General features: G+C 42.9%; 17 protein-coding genes and 1 pseudogene. 14 read left to right on the top strand and 4 right to left on the bottom strand.

Translation table 11 applies throughout. From position 1 onward, the window contains the following. Nucleotides 1–474 precede the first annotated feature (474 nt). On the bottom strand, nucleotides 475–1,155 hold the full coding sequence (locus tag G4V62_RS16720) for an amino acid ABC transporter permease (protein WP_165204385.1): 681 nt from the start codon (nucleotides 1,153–1,155) through the stop codon (nucleotides 475–477). An 11-nt stretch (nucleotides 1,156–1,166) separates the two neighbouring features. After that, nucleotides 1,167–1,985: a transporter substrate-binding domain-containing protein gene (locus G4V62_RS16725; RefSeq protein WP_376768322.1), complete on the bottom strand. Its 819-nt coding sequence runs from the start codon at nucleotides 1,983–1,985 to the stop codon at nucleotides 1,167–1,169. 494 nt (nucleotides 1,986–2,479) lie between these two features. Here G4V62_RS16725 and G4V62_RS20395 point away from each other — a divergent pair, with 494 nt between their 5' ends. From G4V62_RS20395 to G4V62_RS20915, 11 genes and pseudogenes are all read left to right on the top strand, one after another. Beyond that, nucleotides 2,480–2,611, top strand: coding sequence for a hypothetical protein (locus tag G4V62_RS20395; protein WP_281359672.1), 132 nt, complete (start codon nucleotides 2,480–2,482; stop codon nucleotides 2,609–2,611). Next, the gene (locus G4V62_RS16730) at nucleotides 2,578–3,438 is read left to right on the top strand and encodes an ABC transporter permease (protein ID WP_246218498.1); all 861 of its coding nucleotides are present in this window, start codon (nucleotides 2,578–2,580) and stop codon (nucleotides 3,436–3,438) included. The genes G4V62_RS20395 and G4V62_RS16730 overlap by 34 nt, the downstream gene beginning before the upstream one ends. 23 nt (nucleotides 3,439–3,461) lie before the next feature. Further along, nucleotides 3,462–4,364 (top strand): carbohydrate ABC transporter permease, encoded by a 903-nt coding sequence (locus tag G4V62_RS16735; RefSeq protein ID WP_212508818.1) that lies wholly within the window; start codon nucleotides 3,462–3,464, stop codon nucleotides 4,362–4,364. Between the two features lie 92 nt (nucleotides 4,365–4,456). Then, nucleotides 4,457–6,100: an extracellular solute-binding protein gene (locus G4V62_RS16740; RefSeq protein ID WP_165204394.1), complete on the top strand. Its 1,644-nt coding sequence runs from the start codon at nucleotides 4,457–4,459 to the stop codon at nucleotides 6,098–6,100. Nucleotides 6,101–6,233: 133 nt separating this feature from the next. Beyond that, the gene (locus G4V62_RS16745; protein ID WP_246218499.1) at nucleotides 6,234–7,871 is read left to right on the top strand and encodes a type 2 periplasmic-binding domain-containing protein; all 1,638 of its coding nucleotides are present in this window, start codon (nucleotides 6,234–6,236) and stop codon (nucleotides 7,869–7,871) included. Between the two features lie 66 nt (nucleotides 7,872–7,937). Further along, nucleotides 7,938–9,587 carry a type 2 periplasmic-binding domain-containing protein gene (locus G4V62_RS16750; RefSeq protein WP_165204397.1) on the top strand — a complete coding sequence of 550 codons (1,650 nt, stop codon included), beginning with the start codon at nucleotides 7,938–7,940 and terminating at the stop codon, nucleotides 9,585–9,587. Between the two features lie 114 nt (nucleotides 9,588–9,701). Next, a complete protein-coding gene (locus tag G4V62_RS16755) occupies nucleotides 9,702–11,333 on the top strand; it encodes a type 2 periplasmic-binding domain-containing protein (protein ID WP_312855523.1) in 1,632 nt (543 codons plus the stop codon). 447 nt (nucleotides 11,334–11,780) lie between these two features. After that, nucleotides 11,781–13,205, top strand: coding sequence for an MDR family MFS transporter (locus tag G4V62_RS16760; RefSeq protein ID WP_165204400.1), 1,425 nt, complete (start codon nucleotides 11,781–11,783; stop codon nucleotides 13,203–13,205). A 238-nt stretch (nucleotides 13,206–13,443) separates the two neighbouring features. Continuing rightward, nucleotides 13,444–15,180 (top strand): ABC transporter ATP-binding protein, encoded by a 1,737-nt coding sequence (locus G4V62_RS16765; protein ID WP_165204403.1) that lies wholly within the window; start codon nucleotides 13,444–13,446, stop codon nucleotides 15,178–15,180. Between the two features lie 31 nt (nucleotides 15,181–15,211). Beyond that, a pseudogene (locus G4V62_RS20910) lies at nucleotides 15,212–16,116 on the top strand (ABC transporter permease); the annotation flags it as partial. Between the two features lie 117 nt (nucleotides 16,117–16,233). Beyond that, complete coding sequence (locus tag G4V62_RS20915; protein ID WP_376768323.1) at nucleotides 16,234–17,061, top strand: ABC transporter ATP-binding protein; 828 nt, start codon at nucleotides 16,234–16,236, stop codon at nucleotides 17,059–17,061. A 128-nt stretch (nucleotides 17,062–17,189) separates the two neighbouring features. Here G4V62_RS20915 and G4V62_RS16775 read toward each other — a convergent pair whose 3' ends face one another. Beyond that, nucleotides 17,190–18,005 (bottom strand): DUF368 domain-containing protein, encoded by an 816-nt coding sequence (locus G4V62_RS16775; protein ID WP_165204406.1) that lies wholly within the window; start codon nucleotides 18,003–18,005, stop codon nucleotides 17,190–17,192. A gap of 232 nt (nucleotides 18,006–18,237) precedes the next feature. Between G4V62_RS16775 and recQ the strand changes: the two genes are divergently transcribed. Then, nucleotides 18,238–20,028 (top strand): DNA helicase RecQ, encoded by a 1,791-nt coding sequence (gene recQ, locus G4V62_RS16780; RefSeq protein ID WP_165204409.1) that lies wholly within the window; start codon nucleotides 18,238–18,240, stop codon nucleotides 20,026–20,028. A 76-nt stretch (nucleotides 20,029–20,104) separates the two neighbouring features. Here the strand turns inward: recQ and G4V62_RS16785 are convergent, their stop codons facing one another. Continuing rightward, nucleotides 20,105–20,599, bottom strand: a complete 495-nt coding sequence (locus G4V62_RS16785; protein WP_312855524.1) for a hypothetical protein — start codon at nucleotides 20,597–20,599, stop codon at nucleotides 20,105–20,107. A gap of 403 nt (nucleotides 20,600–21,002) precedes the next feature. Between G4V62_RS16785 and G4V62_RS16790 the strand changes: the two genes are divergently transcribed. Both G4V62_RS16790 and G4V62_RS16795 read left to right on the top strand, forming a co-directional pair. Next, nucleotides 21,003–22,439: a hypothetical protein gene (locus tag G4V62_RS16790; RefSeq protein WP_165204412.1), complete on the top strand. Its 1,437-nt coding sequence runs from the start codon at nucleotides 21,003–21,005 to the stop codon at nucleotides 22,437–22,439. A gap of 44 nt (nucleotides 22,440–22,483) precedes the next feature. Then, entirely contained in the window at nucleotides 22,484–23,113 is a 630-nt protein-coding gene (locus G4V62_RS16795) for a hypothetical protein (RefSeq protein WP_165204415.1), read from the top strand. Nucleotides 23,114–23,702 lie beyond the last annotated feature (589 nt).

Genomic DNA, 23,702 nt, shown 5'->3' on the forward strand with positions numbered 1-23,702 from the left:
TCAATTAAAGACGTACTTGACCGAAAGCCAATTCATCTCCACCTCATCGCTGGGATGTCACCCTTCACACGCTTGAAGATGGAGACTTCTTGGCAAAAAACGTTAAATAGTACATAAGATTACAAGAAAAAATGCAGAACCTTGCGAGAGATCGTTGTTGGCTGATTCACTTTTGTTTTTGCCTCGGCATTTCGATGTACATCTGAAACACTGAGTCCACGTTATCCTATTTTTTAACAATCGCGTCTTTTAATCCTGGAAATGTCATGTTAGGAATGCATACACACTCAACGCCCCTTACTCTTTTGGTTTTAATCGACTTAAGTGTAGTAAAGACAGGACAGGGGAGCTTATGTGTCTTTTTTCTTAAACCCCAAATAATATTGTAGAGCTGTTTAACAAGCAAATATTATAAAAACGGAACTTCCACGAATTAGGAAGTTCCATATTTTTAAGTCATATTCATATTAAAATTTAGTTTAAATACGTACTATAGCGCCGCTCAAGATATTCTTGTAAAACGGACATTAGAGAACAGATGCCCCAGTAAATCAAGGCAACAACAATTAAGGAAGTCATAAAATCAAACTCTTTCGCGCCAAAAATCCTTGCGCGGTGTAAAAGTTCAGGAACTGTGATCATTGCTGCTAAGGAAGATGCTTTTGTTAAATCGAGCAGTACATTTGTTAAAGGGGGGATAGCGACACGAGTGGCTTGAGGCAAAATAATATAAAATAACGTTTGCCAATAACTAAAATTAAGTGCTCGAGCCGCTTCCCATTGGCCTTCATCAATGGAACTAAGTGCTGAACGGTTAATTTCAGCGATATAGGCAGCACTATTTATACTAAAACCGATGATAGCCGCGACAACGGCTGTAAATTGAATGCCGATTACAGGAAAACCAAAATATAAAATGAACAAGATCACTAAAATTGGCACACCACGCATAAACGAGATATACATGCGCGCAGGCCAACGTAGCAGTTTTCTCTTAGATGTACGCATTAATGCTAAAAACAGTCCAAGGAAAAGACCGAGCACCATACTAATAATGGAAATGAGTAGGGTATAGCCGAGTCCTTGAATAATATAGGGCAAGGCTTCAACGGCGACATTTGGGTCAAAAAGACGTTCCCAGTGAATATGTTCCATACAGCAGATCCTTATTCAAAATCGATGTTAGGTGGCTCGGAAACATCGGCACCATCAAAGAATTTTTTAGACAGCGCTGTGATCGTCCCATCGTCTTTCATATCTTCAAGAGCGCCATTGACTTCTTCAATCAGCTTGTTATTGTCCTTTTTCATAATGATGGCTTGGTCATTTGGCATGTAAAACAGGTCTGGGTGAACTGTAATATTGAAGTCAGGATAATTTTTGACTGCCAACCGTTGTAAATAATAGTCATTTAAGATAATATCGGTCCGTCCGTTGGAAACATCACGCAAATACTCTTCATTTGTCGCATTGTCATAAGTGACAGGTTCCGCACCGTATTGTTCGGCTAGATCCATATAGATGGTTGTCGCTGCGCCTGCAGCTTTTTTTCCTTGCAAATCTTCAAAGGTTTTAATCCTCGATAGGTCATCCTTCCGAACAACGGCCCCGCCATAAGAATATTTAATCGGATGAGAAAATGAGAATTTTTCCTTTCGCTCGTCAGTAATAGCAATATCATTCGCAGCCATGTCAACCGTACTGTTTTCAACAGCTGATAACATTCCGGCAAAGCCCATTTCGGTAAATTCGACCTCTACATCTAAACGTGACGCGACTTCGCGCACGACCTCAACTTCATAGCCCGTTAACCCATCTGTATCATCGTGATAGGACGCAGGATACAATGTACCGGATGTGGCCACCTTTAGTGTGCCTCGTTCCTTAATGGAATCTAAGGCAGACGATTCTTCCGTCACGACGGAACAGGCTGTTAATGCGAATAACGTCAGTAAAACAGCTAAGCTAACAAACACACTCTTCACTTGTCGCATGATGATCCCCTCTTTTTCTTGATGATCCGTGAATAAATACTATACATCGCTAAAGAGTATCGCACACACTGTTCAGGAATTCAATAAAAACCGATTAATCTGCCCTGTTTTTAAAGGTATATATTATAAGGGAAGAGAGGAAGTTGGAAGATAAGAGACAGAAGCCTATCTTCGCAAGACGATGAACGATTGCAATCGTGCGTCTTGCTGGCGTATGATCTAAAGCTCGAAATGTATTGGCAAATGACAAAGTTTTGCGCAACTGATGATGAACAGGATGGAAATGTACCGTTATTTCATTGATGTACCTTCTGTCATTTCGTTCTTTGTTTTAAAGGGATTTAGCCGAATTGTACCATTACATCTGTCATTGTACCTAGCCGGATTTTGGAGCTGAATGCTATAGTTGATTCTATATTGAAAGCGCTCACATTATTGTGTGAACGACATTTTTCAAACAATCTATGCAGAAAAGGAGAGATGACATGAAGGCGACGGAAGCACCGGAAGTCGTAACGAAAATAAAAAAACAAGTCTCGCGTTACAAGCGAAGCGAAGCTGGAAAAAGCATTGGCAATTTTACTTGCTTGTGTTGCCACCTGTTCTTTATTTTTTAATTTTTAAGTATATTCCGATGTTTGGGGCGATTATCGCATTTAAGGACTACAATGTTGTCCAAGGTGCTTTAGGAAGTCCCTGGGCGGGGACGAAGCACTTTGAGTTGTTTTTTAACAACCCTCAGGCTTGGACACTCATTAAAAACACATTCTTATTAAGTTTATATGGTGTGTTGGTTAATTTTCCATTACCTATCTTACTAGCCATTGGTTTAAATGAAGTTCGCTCAAAAATGTTTAAACGTTCTGTGCAAATGATTACGTACGCCCCGTATTTTATTTCCACCGTTATTATTGTCTCAATGATGATGCTTCTTTTAGCACCTCGTCTTGGGATTTTAAACAACCTCCTAGGGTTATTTGGCCTAGAAGCAATTAATTTCCTGGGAAATGCGGATTTGTTCAGGTCGATCTTCGTCTGGTCGGATGCGTGGCAAAATACTGGATATGCTGCGATCATTTATTTGGCAGCACTTGCTGGAATTAACCCTGCGCTTTATGAAGCTGCTAAGGTCGATGGTGCATCAAGAATACAAAAGATAATCAACATTGATTTACCAGGAATATTACCTGCAGCATCTGTCATTTTAATTTTAAGTGTTGGAAACTTAATGGCCATCGGTTTTGAAAAGGTCTATTTGCTACAAAATCCACTCAATTTAGAGACGTCTGAAGTGTTGGCGACTTATGTTTATAAAATAGGTCTATTAAACGCCAACTTTAGCTTTGCGACAGCCGTTGGTCTGTTTAACTCAGTTGTTAACTTAGCTTTACTCGTAGCGGTCAATTTCTTAGCACGTCGAGTCACAGGGAACAGCTTATGGTAAATGTCACAAAACGAGGTGAAAAAATGCAAGCAGCACGTTCACAACGAGTGAAAGAGTCGGCGAGTGACCGCGTTTTTTTAATCATTGTTTATACCATTTTATCAATTGTCGCTTTGTCAATTTTGTATCCGCTTATTTATATTGTCAGTTCGTCATTGAGTAGTCCGCTCGCTGTTACATCAGGGCGTGTTTGGCTCTGGCCGGTCGAATTCTCGCTAGAAGGATACCAAGCCGTTTTAGGAAGCAGTAAGGTGGTTCTAGGGTATGCAAACTCTTTATTTTATACCGTGTTTGGAACACTTATTGCGGTAACACTGACGGTGCTGATCGCGTATCCACTCTCAAGGAGAAGTTTTTTTGGCCGGACGTTTCTCATGTTTTTTATTCTGTTCACGATGCTGTTCACTGGAGGACTCATTCCAGAATATCTCGTCGTGCAAAACTTAGGAATGGTTGATACGCGGTGGGCACTCTTAATTCCAAAAGCGATTGCTGTTTGGCAAGTCATCATCGCTCGTACTTTCTTCCAAACGAGTATTCCAGAAGAGCTTGTGGAAGCAAGTGAAATGGACGGCTGTAGTGACATCCGCTTTTTATGGTCGGTTGTGCTGCCGTTGGCGAAGCCAATCATTGCTGTTCTTGTGCTCATGTATGCGATTATGCAGTGGAATTCGTACTTCGACGCCTTGATCTATTTGAAGTCAGAAGCATTGTATCCACTACAGCTCGTTCTCCGAAACATTTTAATATTAAATACAGATTCAAGCAGTTTAATGGACGCGAGTGAAATGATGGAAAGGCAACGTTTGGCAGAATTGATGAAGTATTCATTAATTGTCGTTGCGAGTCTCCCAGTGTTAATGATTTATCCGTTTGTCCAAAAGTACTTTATGAAAGGTATGCTCATTGGCTCGGTGAAAGGATAGGCTGATTATCGTTATAGGATTTTTCAGATTTTTAAATTTAATATAGTGGACATTGATGGTGTTCGTCAGTGCTCATGAAAGGAGTGTTCAAGATGGCGTTATCTTTTAAGAAAATAGGTGTGTTGCTCTTTTTTGTCCTCATATTGACAGCGTGTGGGAATGAAGGGAGCACAAATGAGGCTGCGACAACAGAAGGCGGGAAGGTAAAGTTGAGTGTGTTTGCCCCTCAAGGAGCGGAAACGGATTTAGAGACCAACCTGATTTCGAAAAAGATGGAGGAAGAATTTAACATTGACTTCACTTGGCAAACGACGACTTATGACGCTGGGGCCGCTAGTGAAAAACGACAAATCTCGTTGGCGAGTGGTGATTATCCCGATGCGTATATGTTGATTCCGTGGGTCGATCAATTTTCGCAAGATGAGCTGTTAAAGTACGGACAACAAGGCGTGCTTGTCCCGCTAAACGATTTGATAGAAGAGCACGCTCCGAACCTCCAAAAAGCGTTTGAACAGGAGCCTGATTTTAAAGCGATGGCGACGTCACCTGATGGCAACATCTATGGCTTGCCGCAATGGAATGATTGTTTTCATTGCACATATCCTGAAAAAATGTGGGTCAATACAGAATGGCTTGACACACTAGGATTAGAAATGCCTACAACTCCTGAAGAATTAAAAGAAGTGATGATTGCATTTAAAAATGAAGATCCAAATGGCAATGGAAAAGCTGATGAAATTCCTCTCAGTGGTTATGTCGATCAGTTGCCAGTAAGGTACCTTATGAACGCTTTTGAATATTACCATAGTAAAGTTGAACCGCCATTATTGTTAAAGGACGGAAAAGTATCTTTTGCAGTGACGACTGATGGCTGGAAAGACGGGCTGAAATATATGGCTGAGCTTTATGAATTAGGTTTAATTGACCCTGGGACGTTTACACAAAATGCCGATGCGTTAGTTCAATTGGGGAATAATGCAGAAGCTAATATTCTCGGCTTAGGAAATGGCGCCCACCCAGCTATTTTTACAAATGATGAAGATCGACTACATGCTGATATTTATCAGCCATTACCACCGCTCAAAGGTTCGAAAAATTATGCCACTTATGAGTTTCCTAGTAAGCCAGGGGCTACGTTTGTCTTAACGAATAACTCGAGTGAAGAGGCACGTGTTGCTGCGATTAAGATGATTGATTCTATTTTCACGGTAGAAGGGATGTTAAATACTCATTTTGGGCAGGAAGGTACTGGATGGCGGAAGGCTAAAGAGGGAGATGTTGCTTTAAATGAAAACGTTGAACCGATCTTTAAGAACTTAACGGAAAATCCAGATGAAGAGGCTGTGAAGAATGCTGCCTGGGGATCACTAGGTCAGTATTGGCACTTCAGAGGTCTACGAGATGCAGATGCGCAAGGAACAGATATTTATGACAGTACTGGATACGAACGACGATTGCAGGAGGCGACATTGTTGTACGAAGGGAATGAACCGCCTGAGGGTGAGTTATTTCCATATTGGAAGTTATGGATCGAGCCATCTGTCGCGAATGAGCTCGCTATGCTGAAAACCAATATCATTGACTATATCGATCAAAACATGGTGCAGTTTATCACCGGAGCGAAGGATATTGATGCTGATTGGGATTCCTATGTGAAGGGATTAGAACAATTAAACTCATCAAGATATTTGGAAATTATGCAGTCAGCCTACGATCAGTTGGAAGAAGGTTCATAACGATGAGACATCTCACCAGTTAGTAAAAGCAGAGGGGGATATTTTCTCTCTCGATGGCAGGCTAACTGGTAGATGATTTAATTTTGTGAAATGTAAGTAGGCGAATCGAAGAATTAGAAGGGGCTGTAAATCGATGACTACATGGTGGCAAATGAGACCCAAAATATTGATACTACTCGTAGTTCTAGGATTATTTATTTTGCAAGGTTGTAGTGATAACGCTACGTCTGAAGAGGCTCAAACGACAGAAGATGGTCCAGTCAAGCTTAGTATTTTTGCTCCTCAAGGTCCGGAATCGGATTTACAAACGAACGAAAATACTTTGCTAATGGAAGATAAATTTAATCTTGATATTACTTGGGAAACAACGACATACGATTCTGGCGCAGCGAGTGAGAAACGACAAATTTCGTTAGCGAGTGGTGATTACCCGGACGCTTATATGCTCATACCATGGGTAGATCAGTTTTCTCAAGATGAATTGATTAAATATGGAAATCAAGGCGTTCTGTTGCCTTTAAATGATTTGATTGAAGAACATGCGCCGAATATTCAAAAAGCGTTTGAAGAGGAGCCAGACTTAAAAGCAATGGCAACAGCACCAGATGGAAATATTTACGGGATCCCACAATGGAACGATTGCTACCATTGCTCGTTCCCCGCAAAAATGTGGATTAATACTGAATGGCTTAACACATTAGATCTTGAGATGCCAACAACGCCGGAAGAATTAAAAGAAGTGTTTTTAGCGTTTAAAAATGAAGATCCGAACGGAAACGGGAAAGCCGACGAAATACCGGTCAGTGGACAAAACTTAGTCGGTGTGACGTATTTTATGAGTGCATTTGAGTACTACCATAGCGGTGAGATCCCCGTATTGTTAGAAGATGACAAAGTCTCCATTGCCGCACAAACAGACGGCTGGCGTGAAGGGCTTGCTTATATGAAAGAGCTTTATGACTTAGGGTTAATTGATCCAGGGATGTTTACGCAAAATGTCGATGCGCTTATCCAAATTGGAAATAACGCAGAGGATATTATTTTAGGAGCAGGACCATGGATTCCCTCAGACTTTACTAATGATGAAGATCGACTTTACTCAGATATCTACCAGCCCCTTTCCCCATTAGAAGGTCCGCAAAGTTATACGACATATAAATTTCCAAGTACACCGGGGGCAACTTTTGTATTGACGAATAAAGCAAGTCAAGAAGCTCAAGTGAAAGCTATAAAAATGGTTGATCATATGTTTACAGTCGAAGGGATGCTGACAGCTCATTTTGGCCCAGAGGGTATAGGCTGGCGGAAGCCGCAAGAAGGGGACATTGCCTTGAATGAAGAGGTCGATCCGATCTATAAGCAGCTCCCTGAAAATCCGGGTGAAGAAAGGGAGCCTAACGTTAATTGGGGAGCGATGGGGCAGTATTGGCATTATCGCGGGTTACGAGATGCTGAAGTCCAAGGAACTGACATTTATTCGCCGGATGGGTATGAGCGCAGGTTGCAAGAAGCGACGCTGCTTTACGATGGATATCAACCGCCCGAGGACGAATTATTTCCGTATTGGAAGATATGGATTGATCCAAGCGTGGCCAATGAGCTGGCGATGTTAAAAACGAATATTGGTGATTATATTGAGCAAAACATGGTTCAATTTATCACAGGCGCTAAAAACCTCGACACTGAGTGGGAAACCTATGTTCAAGGGTTTGAGCAGCTGAATGCTCCACGATATTTAGAAATCATGCAAAATGCGTATATGATGCGTTAGAAAGGGGTCAATAAATTGCCTGTCTAGAGCCTGGGCAAGACTTATTAAACAAAAGGAGCGTCAATCATGAGTAGAAATTCGGGAATAAAAATGTGGCTGCTGAGAAGCACGATTTTATTCATTATCATTTTAGGAGCATGTACGAATGAAGCGTCGATTGAAGAAAATACTTCTTCTGACAGTGAAGAGGCTGGACCAGTACAGCTTAGTGTTTTTGCGCCCCAAGGACCCGAAGATGATTTAGAAACGAATGAGATTTCTACTTTGATGGAAGAAAAGTTTAATATCGATTTTACTTGGGAGACGACCACATACGATTCGAGTTCAGCAAATGAAAAGCGCCAAATCTCTTTAGCAAGTGGGGATTATCCAGACGCCTACATGTTGATTCCTTGGGTAGATCATTTTTCTAAGGATGAACTTTTAAAATACGGGCAACAAGGAGTACTTATCCCATTAAACGAACTGATTGAAGAACATGCACCGAACATTCAAAAAGCGTTTGAAGAGGAGCCTGAGTTTAAAGCAATGGCGACCGCTCCAGATGGCCAGATTTATGGAATACCACAATGGAATGACTGCTATCATTGTACGTTCCCTGATAAATTGTGGATAAACACGGAGTGGCTCGATACTCTTAATCTAGAGATGCCTACGACTCCAGAAGAGTTAAAAGAAGTATTTATAGCGTTTAAAAATGATGATCCAAACGGCAACGGTAAAGCAGATGAGATTCCACTCAGTGGTTCGAATTTAGATGCTGTCACATACATGATGAATGCCTTTGAATATTATCATAGCGATGGGATCCCGTTGCTTTTAAACGATGGCGACATATCGATCGCAGCTAAAACGGAAGGCTGGCGTGCAGGGTTATCATACATGGCTGAGCTTTATGAGCTAGGATTAATTGATCCGGGGATGTTTACGCAAAATGGTGATGCGCTCATTCAGATTGGCAACAATGCCGAGGCGATGATTCTTGGCGCTGGTCCAGGCTTTCCTTCAATCTTCACCAATGATGAGGAACGACTTTATTCAGACATTTATGAGCCTATTCCACCATTAGAAGGTCAGGAAAGTTACGCCACATATTCATTTTCAAGTCAACCGGGAGCGGCTTTTGTATTGACGAATAAGGCGAGCGAAGCAGCTCAAGTGGCGGCGGTCAAAATGGTTGATCATTTGTTTACGATTGATGGGATGCTGACAGCGCATTTTGGTCCAGAGGGCATAGGCTGGAGGAAGCCGAAAGAAGGGGACATCGCTTTAAATGAACAGGTCGATCCGATTTATAAGCAGCTCCCTGAAAATCCAGGTGAAGAGAAGGAACCTAACGTGAGCTGGGGTGCTATGGGTCAATATTGGCATTATCGGGGATTAAGAGATGCAGAGGTTCAAGGCACGGACATTTATTCAAGGTCAGGGTATGAACGGCGATTACAGGAGGCGACGTTGTTATATGATGGTCACCAACCATCTGAGAACGAGTTGTTTCCGTATTGGAAAGTGTGGATTGACCCTAGCGTTGCCACTGAATTGGCGATGTTAAAAACAAATATTGCCGATTACATTGAGCAAAACATGGTGCAGTTCATCAGTGGTGCGAAAGACATTGATTCGGAGTGGGATGCATACATTCAAGGCTTTGATCAAATGAACGAGTCAAGATATTTAGAAATGATGCAAGACGCATATGATGAGGTAGCAAAGTAAATAAAGTCGCATGAACAATTTGACTTGGAAACAGATGTTATTTGGTGTAAAAGTCAGAAGGCTAATTAGGTCAAAGTTCAACTAGATAAACGGAAAATAAGGAAGTGTAAGGATATGAAGATGAATCAGCAGGGAGCATCAATTTTACTTTTAGTCATGACCCTACTGGTATTAGCTGCATGCGGTAATAACCCATCGACGAATGAGGCGGAAATGACAGATGATGGGCGGGTCAAATTAACAGTATTTAGTCCTCAAGGACCGGAAGTTGATTTAAAAACGAACCCAGTAACTGAATATATGGAAGAGCAGTTTAATCTTGATTTTGCATGGCAAACGACAACGTATGATGCAGGGGCGGCTAGTGAAAAGCGACAAATATCTTTAGCCAGCGGGGATTTTCCTGATGCTTATATGCTCATCCCATGGATCGATGATTTCTCTCAGGCAGAGCTTTTAAAATATGGGAATCAAGGTGTTTTGTTGCCACTAAATGATTTGATAGAAGAGCATGCGCCTAACTTACAAAAAGCGTTTGAGCAAGAACCGGACTTTAAAGCGATGGCAACGGCACCAGACGGAAATATCTACGGAATTCCTCACTGGAACGATTGTTATCATTGCTCCTATCCTGTGAAAATGTTTATTAATACAGAGTGGCTTGATGCACTTGGACTTGACATGCCTCAGACGACAGAGGAATTTAGAGACGTGCTTATCGCGTTTAAGAATGAAGATCCAAATGGCAACGGCAAACAAGATGAGGTGCCGATCAGTGGTTCAAATTTAGGACCAGTCCAATATATGATGAACGCTTTTGAATATTATTCGAGTGATGATGTTCCGATGTTGCTAGAAGATGATCAAGTGTCTATCGCTGCTGTCACCGATGATTGGCGGGAAGGGCTGCGCTATATTAATGAACTTTACGAACTTGGGTTAATTGATCCGGGAACTTTTACACAAAATGGTGATGCGTTAATCTCTTTAGGAAATAATGCGGAAGCGAACATCCTTGGTGTAGGTTACGGTCTGCCGAACAGCTATACAAATGACGAAGACCGACTGTACTCAGATATGTATCAAGTCATGGAGCCTTTAAAAGGACCAGAGCAATACACAACATATACGTTTCCAAGCCAGCCAGGTGCGTCTTTTGTCTTAACGAAGAACGCGAGTGAGGAAGCTCAAGTAGCTGCAATAAAAATGATTGATCATATGTTTACGATTGATGGTATGCTTACCTCGCACTTTGGTCCGGAAGGGGTTGGCTGGCGTCAACCGAAAGAAGGGGATATCGCTTTAAATGAAGAAGTTGAGCCGATCTATAAAACATTACCCGATGACCCTAATGAGGAAAGGCCTTCTAATATAAGTTGGGGCGCAATGGGACAATTTTGGCATTTCCGCGGACTGCGGGACGCTGAGGTACAAGGGACGGACATTTATTCGCGGACGGGTTTTGAACGCCGTTTGCAAGAGGCCACGTTGCTTTACGATGGTTTTGAGCCTTCAGAAGATAAAATATACCCGTATTGGAAAGTATGGATCGATCCAAATGTGGCGAATGAACTAGCAATGTTAAAAACGAACATGATAGATTATATTGAGCAAAATACCGTTCAGTTTATTACAGGCGCAAAAAACATTGAGACGGAATGGGATAGCTATGTTCAAGGGCTAGAACAATTAAACGCCACGCGCTACTTAGAGATTATGCAAAATGCATATGATGAAGTGAAGTAATAAAGCATAACAATTTGTTCATAATGGCAAAGAAGCGAACTCGGATTAGGGCACGAGTTCGCTTTTTTTATAGAAGGAGAGTGACTGTTAAAAAGAGAATTCTATTGTCTGAGAGACCTGCAGCTTAACAAGATAGATCAATATAAAATACGGAGGCATCATCATCATGACATGCTCCTCGTATCATTGAAAATGATGATGCCAGCTCGTTAAAATGAACTATCTAGCCATGCTTTTTAGTCAGTCAAATGACTCTTAAAAATGCATTGGCAGATACCTAATTCAGTTTAGTGAAAATTCAAAGCGTAAAGGGTTTTAAGTTCACTTTACAAATCATAAGGCCATAATAGTGTCATAGGTTGTCGTATCTATGATAGAGTAGGTGAGTGCCTATCATTTCGGGTTTCGAAAAGAAAAATTAAGAGATAACAAAGGGGGATTGGGCTGATGAAAAAGGTTCCCCATCAGTGGAAGGTCGTTATTACTGTATTGCTTGGGACGTTTACTGTCATTTTGAACAATAGTATGCTCAATCCGGCGATTCCGGAATTTCGTCATATATTTAATGCAACCCCAGTGGCAGTCGGCTGGATTATTTCAATCTTTATGGTTGGCATGGGAATGACGATGCCGCTGACAGGTTTTTTGTCCAGTAAATTTGGCAAAAAGAAGGTTTATATGACTGGATTGGCGATCTTCGTCATTGCTTCGTTCCTTGGTTCACTTGCCTGGAACCTCGGGTCATTGGTTGCTTTTCGAGGCATACAGGGAGTGGGCGGCGGAATGATGATGCCGCTCTCGATGGCGTTTATTTTTGACGCTTTTCCGCGCGAGCAGCGTGGTAAAGCGATGGGCGTATGGGGTGTAGCGGCAATGGTCGCTCCATCCATCGGGCCAACTTTAGGCGGCTTTCTCGTGGAATTTGCTAATTGGCACTATTTGTTTTTATGTAATATTCCAGTAGGTATTATCGGATTTATGGCTGCACAAAAGTATTTGAAAAAAGAATCTGGAGATCGAGAGCGAATGTTTGACGTTAAAGGTTTTGTCTTTGTGACGGTCGGTGTTGGGCTTGTTATGGTTGTCCTTAGCCGTGTTCGATCGGTAGCAGAAGCGCTAGATCCGTTGAACATCACATTATTGATCATTGGAATAATATCATTCATCGCGTTTGTGCTCGTTGAACGGAAAACGGAAACTCCATTACTAGACGTATCGTTATTTCGAATCCCAGCCTACACAATTTCAGTATGGGTGACCGTTTCCTCGTCTATTAGTCTTTTTGCAGGCATTTACTTATTGCCTCTCTTAATTCAGGACGTCTACGGCTACAATGCTGTTGTGACTGGACTCGTTTTGTTGCCGGGAGCGATTTGTACAGGAATATTCATGAATGTTGGGGGAAGGCTTCTTGATAAATCAGGCCCGACAAAGGTCGTGACAGTAGGTTTAGTCATTATGGCAATTGCATTTATGATGCTCGGACAAATTGAGGTGGCCACGTCGATGTGGTTTCTCGTTGTATTAATGGGTGTTCGTGGAGTTGGGAATGGATTAACGAATATTCCAGCGACCACGACAGGCATGAATAGCATCCCAGATAAAGATGTCGCTCAAGGATCAGCGATGAACAATGTGATTCGCCAAATAAGCTCTGCGTTTGCAGTTGTTTTTGCTTCGTTGTATTTTCAGCTCCGTTCAAACGCATTAGAGCCGTCCATAGGAGAAAAGGCAGCACAGCTAGGAGCAATTACCGAATTTTTCTGGATTACTGGTTTTTTACTCGCATTAACGATACCAGCGGGCATATTGCTGGGGAGAACGACCAGTGCACCGAGAAAAAAAGCGTCATCTGAACCGCATGGAGCGTAAGGATTTCACCGGTGTGTTGTCCTTCTAAGAGCTCTAAGTTATATTCGAGTCTTCGCTTTTTTGCGCCTCGTATGACATGCGTTTATACATTCTAATGGTCTAAGTGTAGGAAAATCCAAAGAGGGTTTTTCTACACGCTAATGTTTATTATCGATCTTACATAGTTTAGCTATTGAAGAGAAATGACATTAAAAATACAATGTTTGATATGATAAGTGAAAATGGCGGAGGTACAGCAATGAAAAGAATTTTCGGTTTTCTGAAGAATTACAAATTAGCGACAGCTGTAGCTCTTTCGCTTATGGTTTTTGAGTTAGCTGTTGAGCTTATTCAGCCAATGATTATTGGTCAAATCATCGATAAAGGTATTGTCCAACAAGATGTGTCTACGATTTATTGGTATGGGGGGATTCTTTTAGGCCTTTCGTTGTTAGCGTTTGGGGCAGGTTTGCTTACTTCTTTTTATGCCGCTCATGCGAGTCAAGGTGTCAGTTACGATTTGCGAGAAAAGCTCTATGCTAAAATACAGTCTTTCGCGTACTCAAATTTTAATCAATTTCCAACGTCCTCATTGATTACAAGATTGACTGCCGATATTGTTCAAGTGCAGAATGTCGTATTTATGGCGTTACGCTTTGCGACGAGAGCGCCGTTATTTGTCATTTCCGGGACCGTCATGGCTTTTTTTATTGATTGGCAGATTGCGCTCGTATTGTTTATTTTCATGCCCGTATTAGGCTTATTTATGTACATCGTATTAAAACGGGTTCATGGGAAATTTAGAGTTGTGCAAAAGAAGCTTGATCATGTAAACAGAGTGATGCAAGAAAACCTAGCGGGGATGCGCTTAATTAAAGCGTTTCTAAGAAGAAAACATGAGAACAAACGTTTTGCAAAGGCAAGTAAAGACTTGAAGGATACAGCAGTTTCAGCGATGCAAATTGTTGAAATCGCTATGCCGACGGGAATGTTTATTATGAACCTTAGTATCATCGCGATCTTATGGTTTGGCGAACTGCAAGTGGCGACAATGAACGCTTCGTCCGGGGATGTTGTCGCGATTATTAACTATGCAACACGGGTCATGGGCTCACTAACAGCATTCTCAATGATTGCTTTAGGATTTTCACGGGCGCAAGCGTCAGCAGATCGAATAGGGGAAGTGCTCGATACGAATGCTGACGTAAATGATGATAAAGTTGGAGAAAAAACACTTGCCCATTCAGGGGAAGGGCGGATTCAATTTAACGACGTATCATTTCGTTATCCAAACAACAGCCAAGATGTTGTACAGGACGTCACGATCGACATTCGTCCTGGTGAACGGATTGCAGTCCTTGGTGCAACGGGTTCAGGTAAAACGTCTTTGTTTCAGCTGATTCCACGACTTTACGAAGCAACAGCAGGTCAAGTTTTGGTAAATGGTATTGATGTGCAGGATTACCGGCTGGATGCTTTGCGCAGACAGATGGGCTATGTGCCTCAAGAAGTCATTTTGTTCTCGGGAACCGTGGCGCATAATATCGCTTGGGGAAAGGAAGAAGCAACACAAGAGGAGATTCGCGAGGCAGCAGTGGCGGCGCAAATCCATGAGACGATTATGAACCTGCCGAAACAATACGAGACACATTTAGGTCAAAAAGGCGTCAATCTATCCGGGGGACAAAAGCAAAGGCTGTCTATTGCAAGAGCGCTTGTGCGCAGACCTTCGATACTGCTTTTGGATGATAGCACAAGTGCGCTCGACGTAAAAACGGAAGGGAAACTGCTAGAAGCGTTAAAAACGTACCAATGTACGACGTTGCTCATTACGCAAAAGGTGAGCACGACAACACAGACAGATCGGATCCTCCTGATGGAAGATGGGCGTTTACGAGCATCCGGTACGCACGAGGAACTGCTGGCTTATGATGAGCTGTACCAGACGATCTATGCATCGCAAGTTGGCGAGGAGGGTGAGCACATTGCGAAGTGAATGGAAGCTCAAATTATTAGAGCCTTTCCGCATGCCGAAACCAGATTTAGAGCCAGAAGCGCGTAAGCTTGCACAGGCAGAGCATCCTGTCAGTGCGAGAGGAGTAGAACGTAAAAAAGCGAAAGATGTGAAAGGGACACTTGCCCGGCTGTGGGGTTATTTAGCCCAAGAAAAAGGAAAGCTTTGGCTCGTCGTTCTTCTCGTTTTATTCAGCTCAGCCCTCCAGCTTGCTGGTCCTGTAATCGTAGGGATGACGATTGACTATTATATTCATATGCAGTCTGTACGAGGTTTTGGCTGGGTGTTATTCGCTTTGTTCTTCGTTTATTTAATACAGGCGGCTTCGATGGCAGGGCATAATAACCTTATGATCTTAGTTGCGCAGCGAACGGTGTTCCAATTACGAACAGAGCTGTTTCGCAAGTTCATAAACTGCCAATTGCTTACTTTGACAAGCGCCAACATGGAGAATTAATGAGTCGAGTGACAAATGATATCGAAAATGTGAGTAACACCTTAAACACATCCTTTATTCAAATTTGTTCAAGTGTATTGACACTCATCGGTACTGTCACTGTGATGCTTTGGCTGAGTCCGCTTCTGACAGCTGTGACGATGCTGATTATTCCAGCCATGTATTTTGGGATGAAATGGATTACGAAGCGAACGAGCGTAAGATTTAAAGCGCAGCAACGTCAGCTTGGGCAAATGAATGGATATATTGAGGAAACACTGTCGGGCCAGCGGATTATTAAGGCTTTTTCTCAAGAAGAACGTGTCATGGCGAAAATGAAGGAGCGGAACGACTCGTTACGTTCGGCAGGCTTTTGGGCGCAAGTCTACTCAGGTTTTATCCCAAAACTGATGAACTTCTTAAACAATGCCAGCTTTGCGCTTATTGCCGGCATCGGTGGCTTGCTTGCCCTCCAAGGCGTGGTCACAATTGGTACGATTGTGATCTTTGTAGAATTCTCGCGGCAATTTACTCGGCCATTAAATGACTTAGCGAACCAATGGAACACACTTCTTTCGGCTTTAGCAGGTGCGGAACGTGTGTTTGATGTCATCGATGAAAAGAATGAGTCTGAAGATGAGAAAGACGCGGTCGATGTTGAAGATACACAAGGAAGAGTAGAGTTTGCCGACGTTACGTTCTCCTACGAACAGGATGAGGGAGAAACCGTTCGAAATATATCATTTACTGCTTCACCAGGACAGACAATAGCATTTGTCGGACCAACTGGTGCAGGTAAGACGACGATGATTAACTTACTCACTCGCTTCTACGATGTTGATTCAGGAAGTATCCTTCTCGATGGGCAGCCGATTCAACAAATTCGTCGTGAAAGCCTTCGCAGTCATCTTGCCTGTGTACTGCAAGACACCTTTCTTTTTGCCGGAACGCTTCGGGAAAACATCCGTTACGGACGTTTAAATGCCACCGATGAAGAGGTGGAGGAGGCAGCGAAAAAAGCAAATGCCCATAGCTTTATTACCGCGCTTCCAAATGGTTATGATACGGTCTTAACCTCAGACGGTAGTGGCATCAGCCAAGGGCAAAAACAATTGCTTGCGATCAGCCGGGCGATTTTAGCAGATCCTAAAATCTTGATCTTAGATGAAGCAACGTCAAACATCGATACGGTCACTGAAGTAAAGATTCAAGAAGCACTTGGCCGTTTAATGGAAGGACGCACGAGCTTTGTCATTGCCCATCGTTTAAACACGATTCGCAAGGCTGATCGAATCGTTGTATTACAGGAAGGTCAAGTGACAGAGATTGGAAATCATGATGAGCTGCTTGTGCGGAATGGATTTTATGCGAGTCTGCACAAGAGTGCTGTGGAAGGCTTGCCGTTAATAGAAAAAGCCCATGGCTAATTGCTGTGTAAGGCTACGGGGATAAGGAAAAGAGCTGACGGTGCGAAAACATTCAGCGCCAGCTCTTTTTATATAGTTTGATAAATCGGGCCCTAAGCCTATCAAGTTAAGTATGTCAATTTATTTAATTATCGTCCAAGTCGCCCGAGGCCAATGGCTATCATCAACCCGACAAGGAGTGAGATGAAGCTTCCCGAAATTGCAAGAACACCGCCAGACAGACCTGGAAAGATCACTACTCCAGAACCGAGTACAAGCCCTATAATAATGGAATATGTCGCTGTGTGGTAATGATGTAACAAATAGCGCATGACACGACTTGTTAGGAGTATGCCAATCACTAGACCAATGCCAATCGTTGCGATCACAGGGATATAAAGCGTTTTAACTGCTAAAATAACAGTCGGATACAGCCCAATTAACAGTAATATAAAGGACCCGCTAATTCCAGGCAAAACGAGCGCCGTACTGGCCAGCCAGCCGGCAAGAAATAAGGTCATATACTCTTCACTTGAAAGAGCTAGGGATGTCGGTGCGGCCCCTTCTTCTGGCTGAAACAATCCGAGCACCATTACAATAGTAAAACCAATGAGTAACAGTCCATAATGCTTTAGTTGGAACGTTTGCTTTGCATTCACTTCTCTCCATAAAAATGGCAGAACGCCAAAAATTAGGCCAATAAACAAGAAGTACGTTTGTTGAGGATATGTTCTAAGTAAAAAATCCATCACTGAACTCAAACTGAAAATGGCTGTCACAATCCCTACGCCAAGTGGCAGTAAGAACGATAGATGACGTTTCCATTCATGAGAAAAAATCCCCGAAATCGCATCCATTAAACGATCATAAATCCCGAGAACGACAGCCAACGTACCGCCGCTTACGCCAGGAATTAAATCGCTTATTCCCATAATTAAACCTCGCCAAAGGTTTTTCCATTCCATTCTCGTACACCTCTTTTGAACAAGCATCTTTACTATTTTAGCGTAATACTTTTAGAATTGCAGTACGTCTTAAGTCTCAACCGATCAATGGCGTGAAGTTGTCGTATGAAGCTTTTATTCTACACGTTTGCTAACGTTGCTCCAAAATGATTTGTATCCGATCTTTTTGAGCGAAAAAGGAAAAACAGTCATTGGTCGTCTGCGTTTATGCATGCTAGACTAATAGAAATGAATGAAAAAGGAAGGTATCATTGTGACAATAACCAATATGGACGAACTACAACAGTCCTTGCAGCGCATTTATGGATACCGTGAATTTAGGCAAGGACAGCATCAAGTCATTCAGCAAGTACTTGAACATAAAAATACGTTAGCGATCATGCCAACAGGCGGCGGTAAATCATTATGTTACCAATTGCCTGCGATACATATGAAAGGTGTAACACTTGTGATTTCCCCATTGATCTCGCTCATGAAAGACCAAGTTGATGCTTTAGAGGCATTAGGGATTCACGGAAGCTATGTTAATAGCACGCTACATCCGGAAGAGGTGACGCACCGGCTGAACGCTGTAGCACGTGGAGAGGTCGACTTGTTGTATGTTGCTCCCGAACGGCTCGGTGATGCCCGTCTAATGAAAGCATTAAAGACAGCTGGGCTAGCTTTTGTTGCTGTCGATGAAGCCCACTGTTTGTCCCAGTGGGGGCATGACTTTCGTCCAAGCTACAAAGAGATTCCGCAATGGCTAGAAGCTTTTGCCCCTAAACCATCGGTTCTCGCGCTCACCGCTACAGCGACACCTGCTGTGGCGGAAGAGCTGCAGCAGTCATTTCATATTCCAAAAGAACAAACGGTGCATACCGGGTTCGCTCGTGACAATTTGACGTTTCGCGTAATGAAGGGTGTAGACAAATCGGCGTACATTCAGCAGTATGCACTGCAGAGAAAAGACGATTCAGGCATTGTTTATACGTCAACACGTCGTGAAGCCGAAGCAATATATAAAGGTTTATCCAATAAAGGGATACCTGCCGGAGTCTATCATGGCGGCTTACATGAAGAAGAGCGAAGGGCGGCGCAGGAAGCTTTTCTTTATGATGAATGTTTGGTGATGGTAGCGACAAATGCGTTCGGAATGGGAATTAACAAATCAAATGTTCGTTATGTCATTCACGCAAGTATGCCAGGAAGCATGGAAGCATACTATCAGGAGGCTGGTCGTGCAGGACGTGATGGAGAAGCGGCGGAATGCGTACTGTTATTTTCAGCGCAAGATTTGCGAACGCAGCGTTTCTTTATTGAACAATCAGAAGCGAGCGATGACCGAATTGAAGCGATGTATGGGATGTTGAACGACATGACGGGTTATTGCCATACAGACGGCTGTCTCGTGCAGTGGACGCTAGCCTATTTTGGCCAGACGTGTCCGGATGCTTGTGGACGATGCAGTAATTGCACTCGTGAAGGAGAATTCGTCGATCGAACGGAAGAAGCACAAAAAGTACTTTCGTGCGTCATTCGGATGCGGGAAAGTTATGGTAAAACGATCGTCGCTCAAGTATTAACAGGTTCAAAAAATCAAAAGATACGGCAATATAAGCTGCATACACTTCCTACCTATGGGTTGTTAAAAGGCACGGCTGCTAAAAAGGTGCAGGATTTTATCGAATTTCTTCTGGCAGAACAGTATCTCCGTTTAACGATGGGAGAATACCCGAGGGTGAAAGTAACACAAAAGGGATCAGAAGTCTTGCGCAGTGAACGCACTGTACAGCAATTTGTTGAACAACAGCATCCCGTCGCGCAAAATGACGAACTCTTTGATACGCTGCGTAGCTGTCGGAAGCGGCTCGCTCAAGAAGAAGGATTACCGCCATTTATGATCTTTTCTGATAAGACGCTGCGTGATATGAGTGAGAAACGTCCAGCAACATTAGAGGACATGCTGAACGTCTCTGGAATCGGTCAGCTGAAGCTAGAAAAATACGGAAAAGAATTTTTAGAAGCGCTTCAACACGAGTAACACTGCTAAACAGGAAACGGCAGCCCATTTTATCTAAGTGCTGCCGTTTTGCGAACGTCATTATCGAGAAATTAAGTTAAACAGAAGGACGCCAGCAAATGGACCCAGAATACGTTTCTTCGTCGAGCTGAACGTCAAATCCATGCTTCTGATAAAAGTGAATCAGGCGATCTAAGTGTCCCCAATCGCGTTTAGCGAGGTCGCCTTCGATTCTCCAAGCATTATATTCCTCCGCTTGTTCTTTTAGATACGCCATGCAGATTGAACCAAACCCTTGATTTACTTCTCCTTTAATGTCTCCAATCCAGAGGGTTCCTTCTTTCGTATATTCACCGGTCAACATAAAGTCCCATTGACCACGATAAGATGTTTTGCAAGAGTTTAGCCTGATTTCAAAGATCAAGCCGTCCGTTCTTCGCGAGACGACAACCCATTCATCATATTTGTCTTGCTCTAAGCCAAGCACCTCTTGTTTCCCCTCTTTTGCGATGTCCTTAATGTTTTGCTGAATGCGAAACAGCTGAAACTCGGCGGAGTCCTCAAACGCCTGCCGAGACATCGTTGCTACCACTTTAAGCGCCTCCTTGTTGTGATCAAACCAATCAAAAGTCCAACCGCCATCGTACAAGAGGTTTCATTTAATTTCAAGGGTTGACGTTTTCAATGATGCTCCATTCGTGTGTGAATAGGAAGCTGATCAAGAAGATGTTAATTTAAATTGATTAGGTTTCTCTTAGTTATCTTTCGTGAAATTTTTGAAAACTGAAAATAATAGCAACAAAGATATAAGAGAATGGTACAATTTAAATAGTTTGATAAATCGGACCCTAAGCCTATAAGTTAAGTATGTCAATTTATTTAAAACATAGGGAGACCAAGTCATGGAGGAAGCTCAGCAAATTTACGATGAGCGGTTGGCTGAAAGCTAAAGTTATTGGTTCTCGTAGACAAAATTTGGTCAGGAGTGACTTATATTGAATCACGCGTCAGTGTCGTTGGAGCAAGATTGGCTTATCGCAAAAGCGGATGAGAATCCATTTACAGCGAGTATTGAGACGAATGAACGAGAGATTGTCTTGTCAAATGGGTTAATTCGGCGCAAATGGCGCCTTGTACCGAACTGTACAACGGTTGGATTTGATAATTTGCTGACGAAGGAGACAATCATTCGCAGTGTAAATCAGGAAGCCATCGTGACACTGAATGGTCAATCCTACGATGTCGGCGGTGTCGAGTGGAACGGAGAAAAAGCCTATTTAAAGGAAGAATGGCTCGATTTAATGGAAGAAAATACAGAAAGTTTCAAATATAAAAGTCATCAAGTGCATCCGTTAAAAGAACGTTTTTCTTGGAAGCGAAAAAGGGGTGTGAGCGAGTCACCATGGCCGCCCAAAGGCATTTCCTTAACATTTTACTATGATCCTCCCGAGAAAAGCTCGCTTGAAGGGGTATCTATAGCCATCACCTATGATATCTATGATGGCATCCCCCTCCTTTCTAAGCAATTGACTATTTTTAATCATCACCAACGAGACATTGTGCTCGATCATTTTGTTGGTGAAATTCTCTCGACAGTGGAGGTGGAAGCACCAGTCGATGATCAAACGTTTTGGGATGTGCCCAATATTCATGTTGAGAGTGATTTCGCCTTCCACGGTATGACGTCTAAGGCAGCCAATGAAACGACGCATTGGCTGCCAGATCCTTCATATACGACGCAAGTGAACTTTAATTTAAATACATTGACGAGACTGGAAAGCAAGCCGAAAATCGGGCCGGCAGTGACCATTGCTCCAGGAGAATCGTTCGCCAGCTTTCGCACCTTTGAGCTCGTCTTTGATAGCACAGATCGCGAACGAAAGTCGTTAACCCAAAAGAAAATGTATCGACTGATCGCGCCGTGGGTGACAGAAAACCCACTAATTATGCACGTCTTAAGTGATCAAACGGATGTTGTGAAACAAGCGATTGATCAAGCAGAAGAAACAGGTTTTGAAATGGTCATGCTCTCATTCGGCAGTGGTTTTAATATGGAAAATGACGATGAAGCATATTTATTGAGAATGAAAGAGTTGGCGGATTACGCTCATACGAAAGGGATTGAATTAGGAGGTTATTCACTTTTAGCGAGCCGGTCAATTGGTCCGGAACACGATGTGATCAGTGATCAAATCACATTTAATCAATCGCCGTGCCTTGCAAGTGCATGGGGGCTGCGTTATTTTGACAAGCTTAAGAGCTTTTTTGAAAAAACGGGCTTTGATGCGCTTGAGCATGACGGTTCGTACCCTGGGGATATTTGTGAGTCAAGGAGCCATCCCGGACATCAAGGGAAGGAAGATTCACAATGGATACAATGGAAAATGATTAGCGAGTTTTACATTGGTGCAGAGGACGAGGCATTTATTTAAATGTCCCTGATTGGTATTTTTTAAATGGCTCAAATCACATTAGCATGGGCTATAGGGAGGTCAATTGGGCGCTGCCGCGGGAAAGGCAGATTATTTTATCGCGGCAAAATATTTATGATGGTACGTGGGAAAAGACACCTAGTATGGGGTGGATGTTTGTACCGCTTATGGAATATCACGGTGGCGGAAAAGCTTCAACGATGGAGCCGCTTCATGAAAACTTAGAAACATATGAACAGCATTTAATCAACAATTTAACGTCTGGTGTCCAAGCCCATTATCGCGGCTTACGATTGTATGATACTGAGAAAACGAAACAAATTATCCAAAAGTGGGTTCGTTTTTTCAAGCAGTATCGCGACATTTTGGAATCCGACATCATTCATGTGCGCAGACCAGATGGGACACATATCGATTGTATGATGCATGTCAATACTGAGCTCGAAACGAAAGGGCTAGCTGTGATGCACAACCCCAAAGAGCAGCCTGTTGAAGAAACCATTTACTTGCCATTGTATTATACGGGAATGACAAACGAAGCGGTTGCGATCGATCGAGAAGGCAATGAATCGGTTTACAAGCTCGATCGTCATTACGGCATTGAAATGCGCGTTTCCATAGAAGCAAAAGGGACGGCTTGGTTTGTATTGAAAAATCATGAAGTGCTCTCATAAACGAGAGGCGCGTTTACGGAAAGGAGAGCCGGTTGCTTTTGTTAGCAGGGCTGAAGACTAGATTCATGGCGGTCGTCTTGTATTCTATAAGGCAAATGACTTTTTTGAATATTGGTGTTGGCCGTGTGAATGGCCTTGAAGAATCGATGCCACCGTTATGTCATGTTTAATATAGCGCGAGTGTCGTTTGGTGAATAACGATATGCGCTGCTCGTACATGTAGAATAGTGGTTTTGACTAAAGGGAAGTGCCCATGGTACTTCCCTCAGCCTGTTGACAAACGCTTTCATCCGTCGTTGCTCGGCTCGCTCATTCTCTCATGAACAAGAGGTTCAATTCGAGTCTTCCCTCGCCATTGCGCCTACGCTGCGAAGCGTTTTCAAGCCAGGCTGAGAATGTTGACAAACGCTTTCATCCGTCGTTGCTCGGCTCGCTCATTCTCTCATGAACAAGAGGTTCAATTCGAGTCTTCCCTCGCCATCGCGCCTAGGCTGCGAAGCGTTTTCAAGCCAGGCTGAGAATGTTGACAAACGCTTTCATCCGTCGTTGCTCGGCTCGCTCATTCTCTCATGAACAAGAGGTTCAATTC

This window comes from Litoribacterium kuwaitense (assembly GCF_011058155.1).
Taxonomy (GTDB): domain Bacteria; phylum Bacillota; class Bacilli; order Bacillales; family DSM-28697; genus Litoribacterium; species Litoribacterium kuwaitense.

What these genes read in the sequence shown, in the direction of transcription:
- G4V62_RS16775 (WP_165204406.1), bottom strand. Translation starts at nt 18,005, where the DNA reads ATGGAATGGAAAAACCTTTGGCGAGGTTTAATTATGGGAATAAGCGAT.
- G4V62_RS16795 (WP_165204415.1), top strand. Translation starts at nt 22,484, where the DNA reads ATGGGCTATAGGGAGGTCAATTGGGCGCTGCCGCGGGAAAGGCAGATT.
- recQ (WP_165204409.1), top strand. Translation starts at nt 18,238, where the DNA reads ATGAAAAAGGAAGGTATCATTGTGACAATAACCAATATGGACGAACTA.
- G4V62_RS16765 (WP_165204403.1), top strand. Translation starts at nt 13,444, where the DNA reads ATGAAAAGAATTTTCGGTTTTCTGAAGAATTACAAATTAGCGACAGCT.
- G4V62_RS16755 (WP_312855523.1), top strand. Translation starts at nt 9,702, where the DNA reads ATGAAGATGAATCAGCAGGGAGCATCAATTTTACTTTTAGTCATGACC.
- G4V62_RS20395 (WP_281359672.1), top strand. Translation starts at nt 2,480, where the DNA reads ATGAAGGCGACGGAAGCACCGGAAGTCGTAACGAAAATAAAAAAACAA.
- G4V62_RS16740 (WP_165204394.1), top strand. Translation starts at nt 4,457, where the DNA reads ATGGCGTTATCTTTTAAGAAAATAGGTGTGTTGCTCTTTTTTGTCCTC.
- G4V62_RS16760 (WP_165204400.1), top strand. Translation starts at nt 11,781, where the DNA reads ATGAAAAAGGTTCCCCATCAGTGGAAGGTCGTTATTACTGTATTGCTT.
- G4V62_RS16750 (WP_165204397.1), top strand. Translation starts at nt 7,938, where the DNA reads ATGAGTAGAAATTCGGGAATAAAAATGTGGCTGCTGAGAAGCACGATT.
- G4V62_RS16735 (WP_212508818.1), top strand. Translation starts at nt 3,462, where the DNA reads ATGCAAGCAGCACGTTCACAACGAGTGAAAGAGTCGGCGAGTGACCGC.
- G4V62_RS16745 (WP_246218499.1), top strand. Translation starts at nt 6,234, where the DNA reads ATGACTACATGGTGGCAAATGAGACCCAAAATATTGATACTACTCGTA.
- G4V62_RS16720 (WP_165204385.1), bottom strand. Translation starts at nt 1,155, where the DNA reads ATGGAACATATTCACTGGGAACGTCTTTTTGACCCAAATGTCGCCGTT.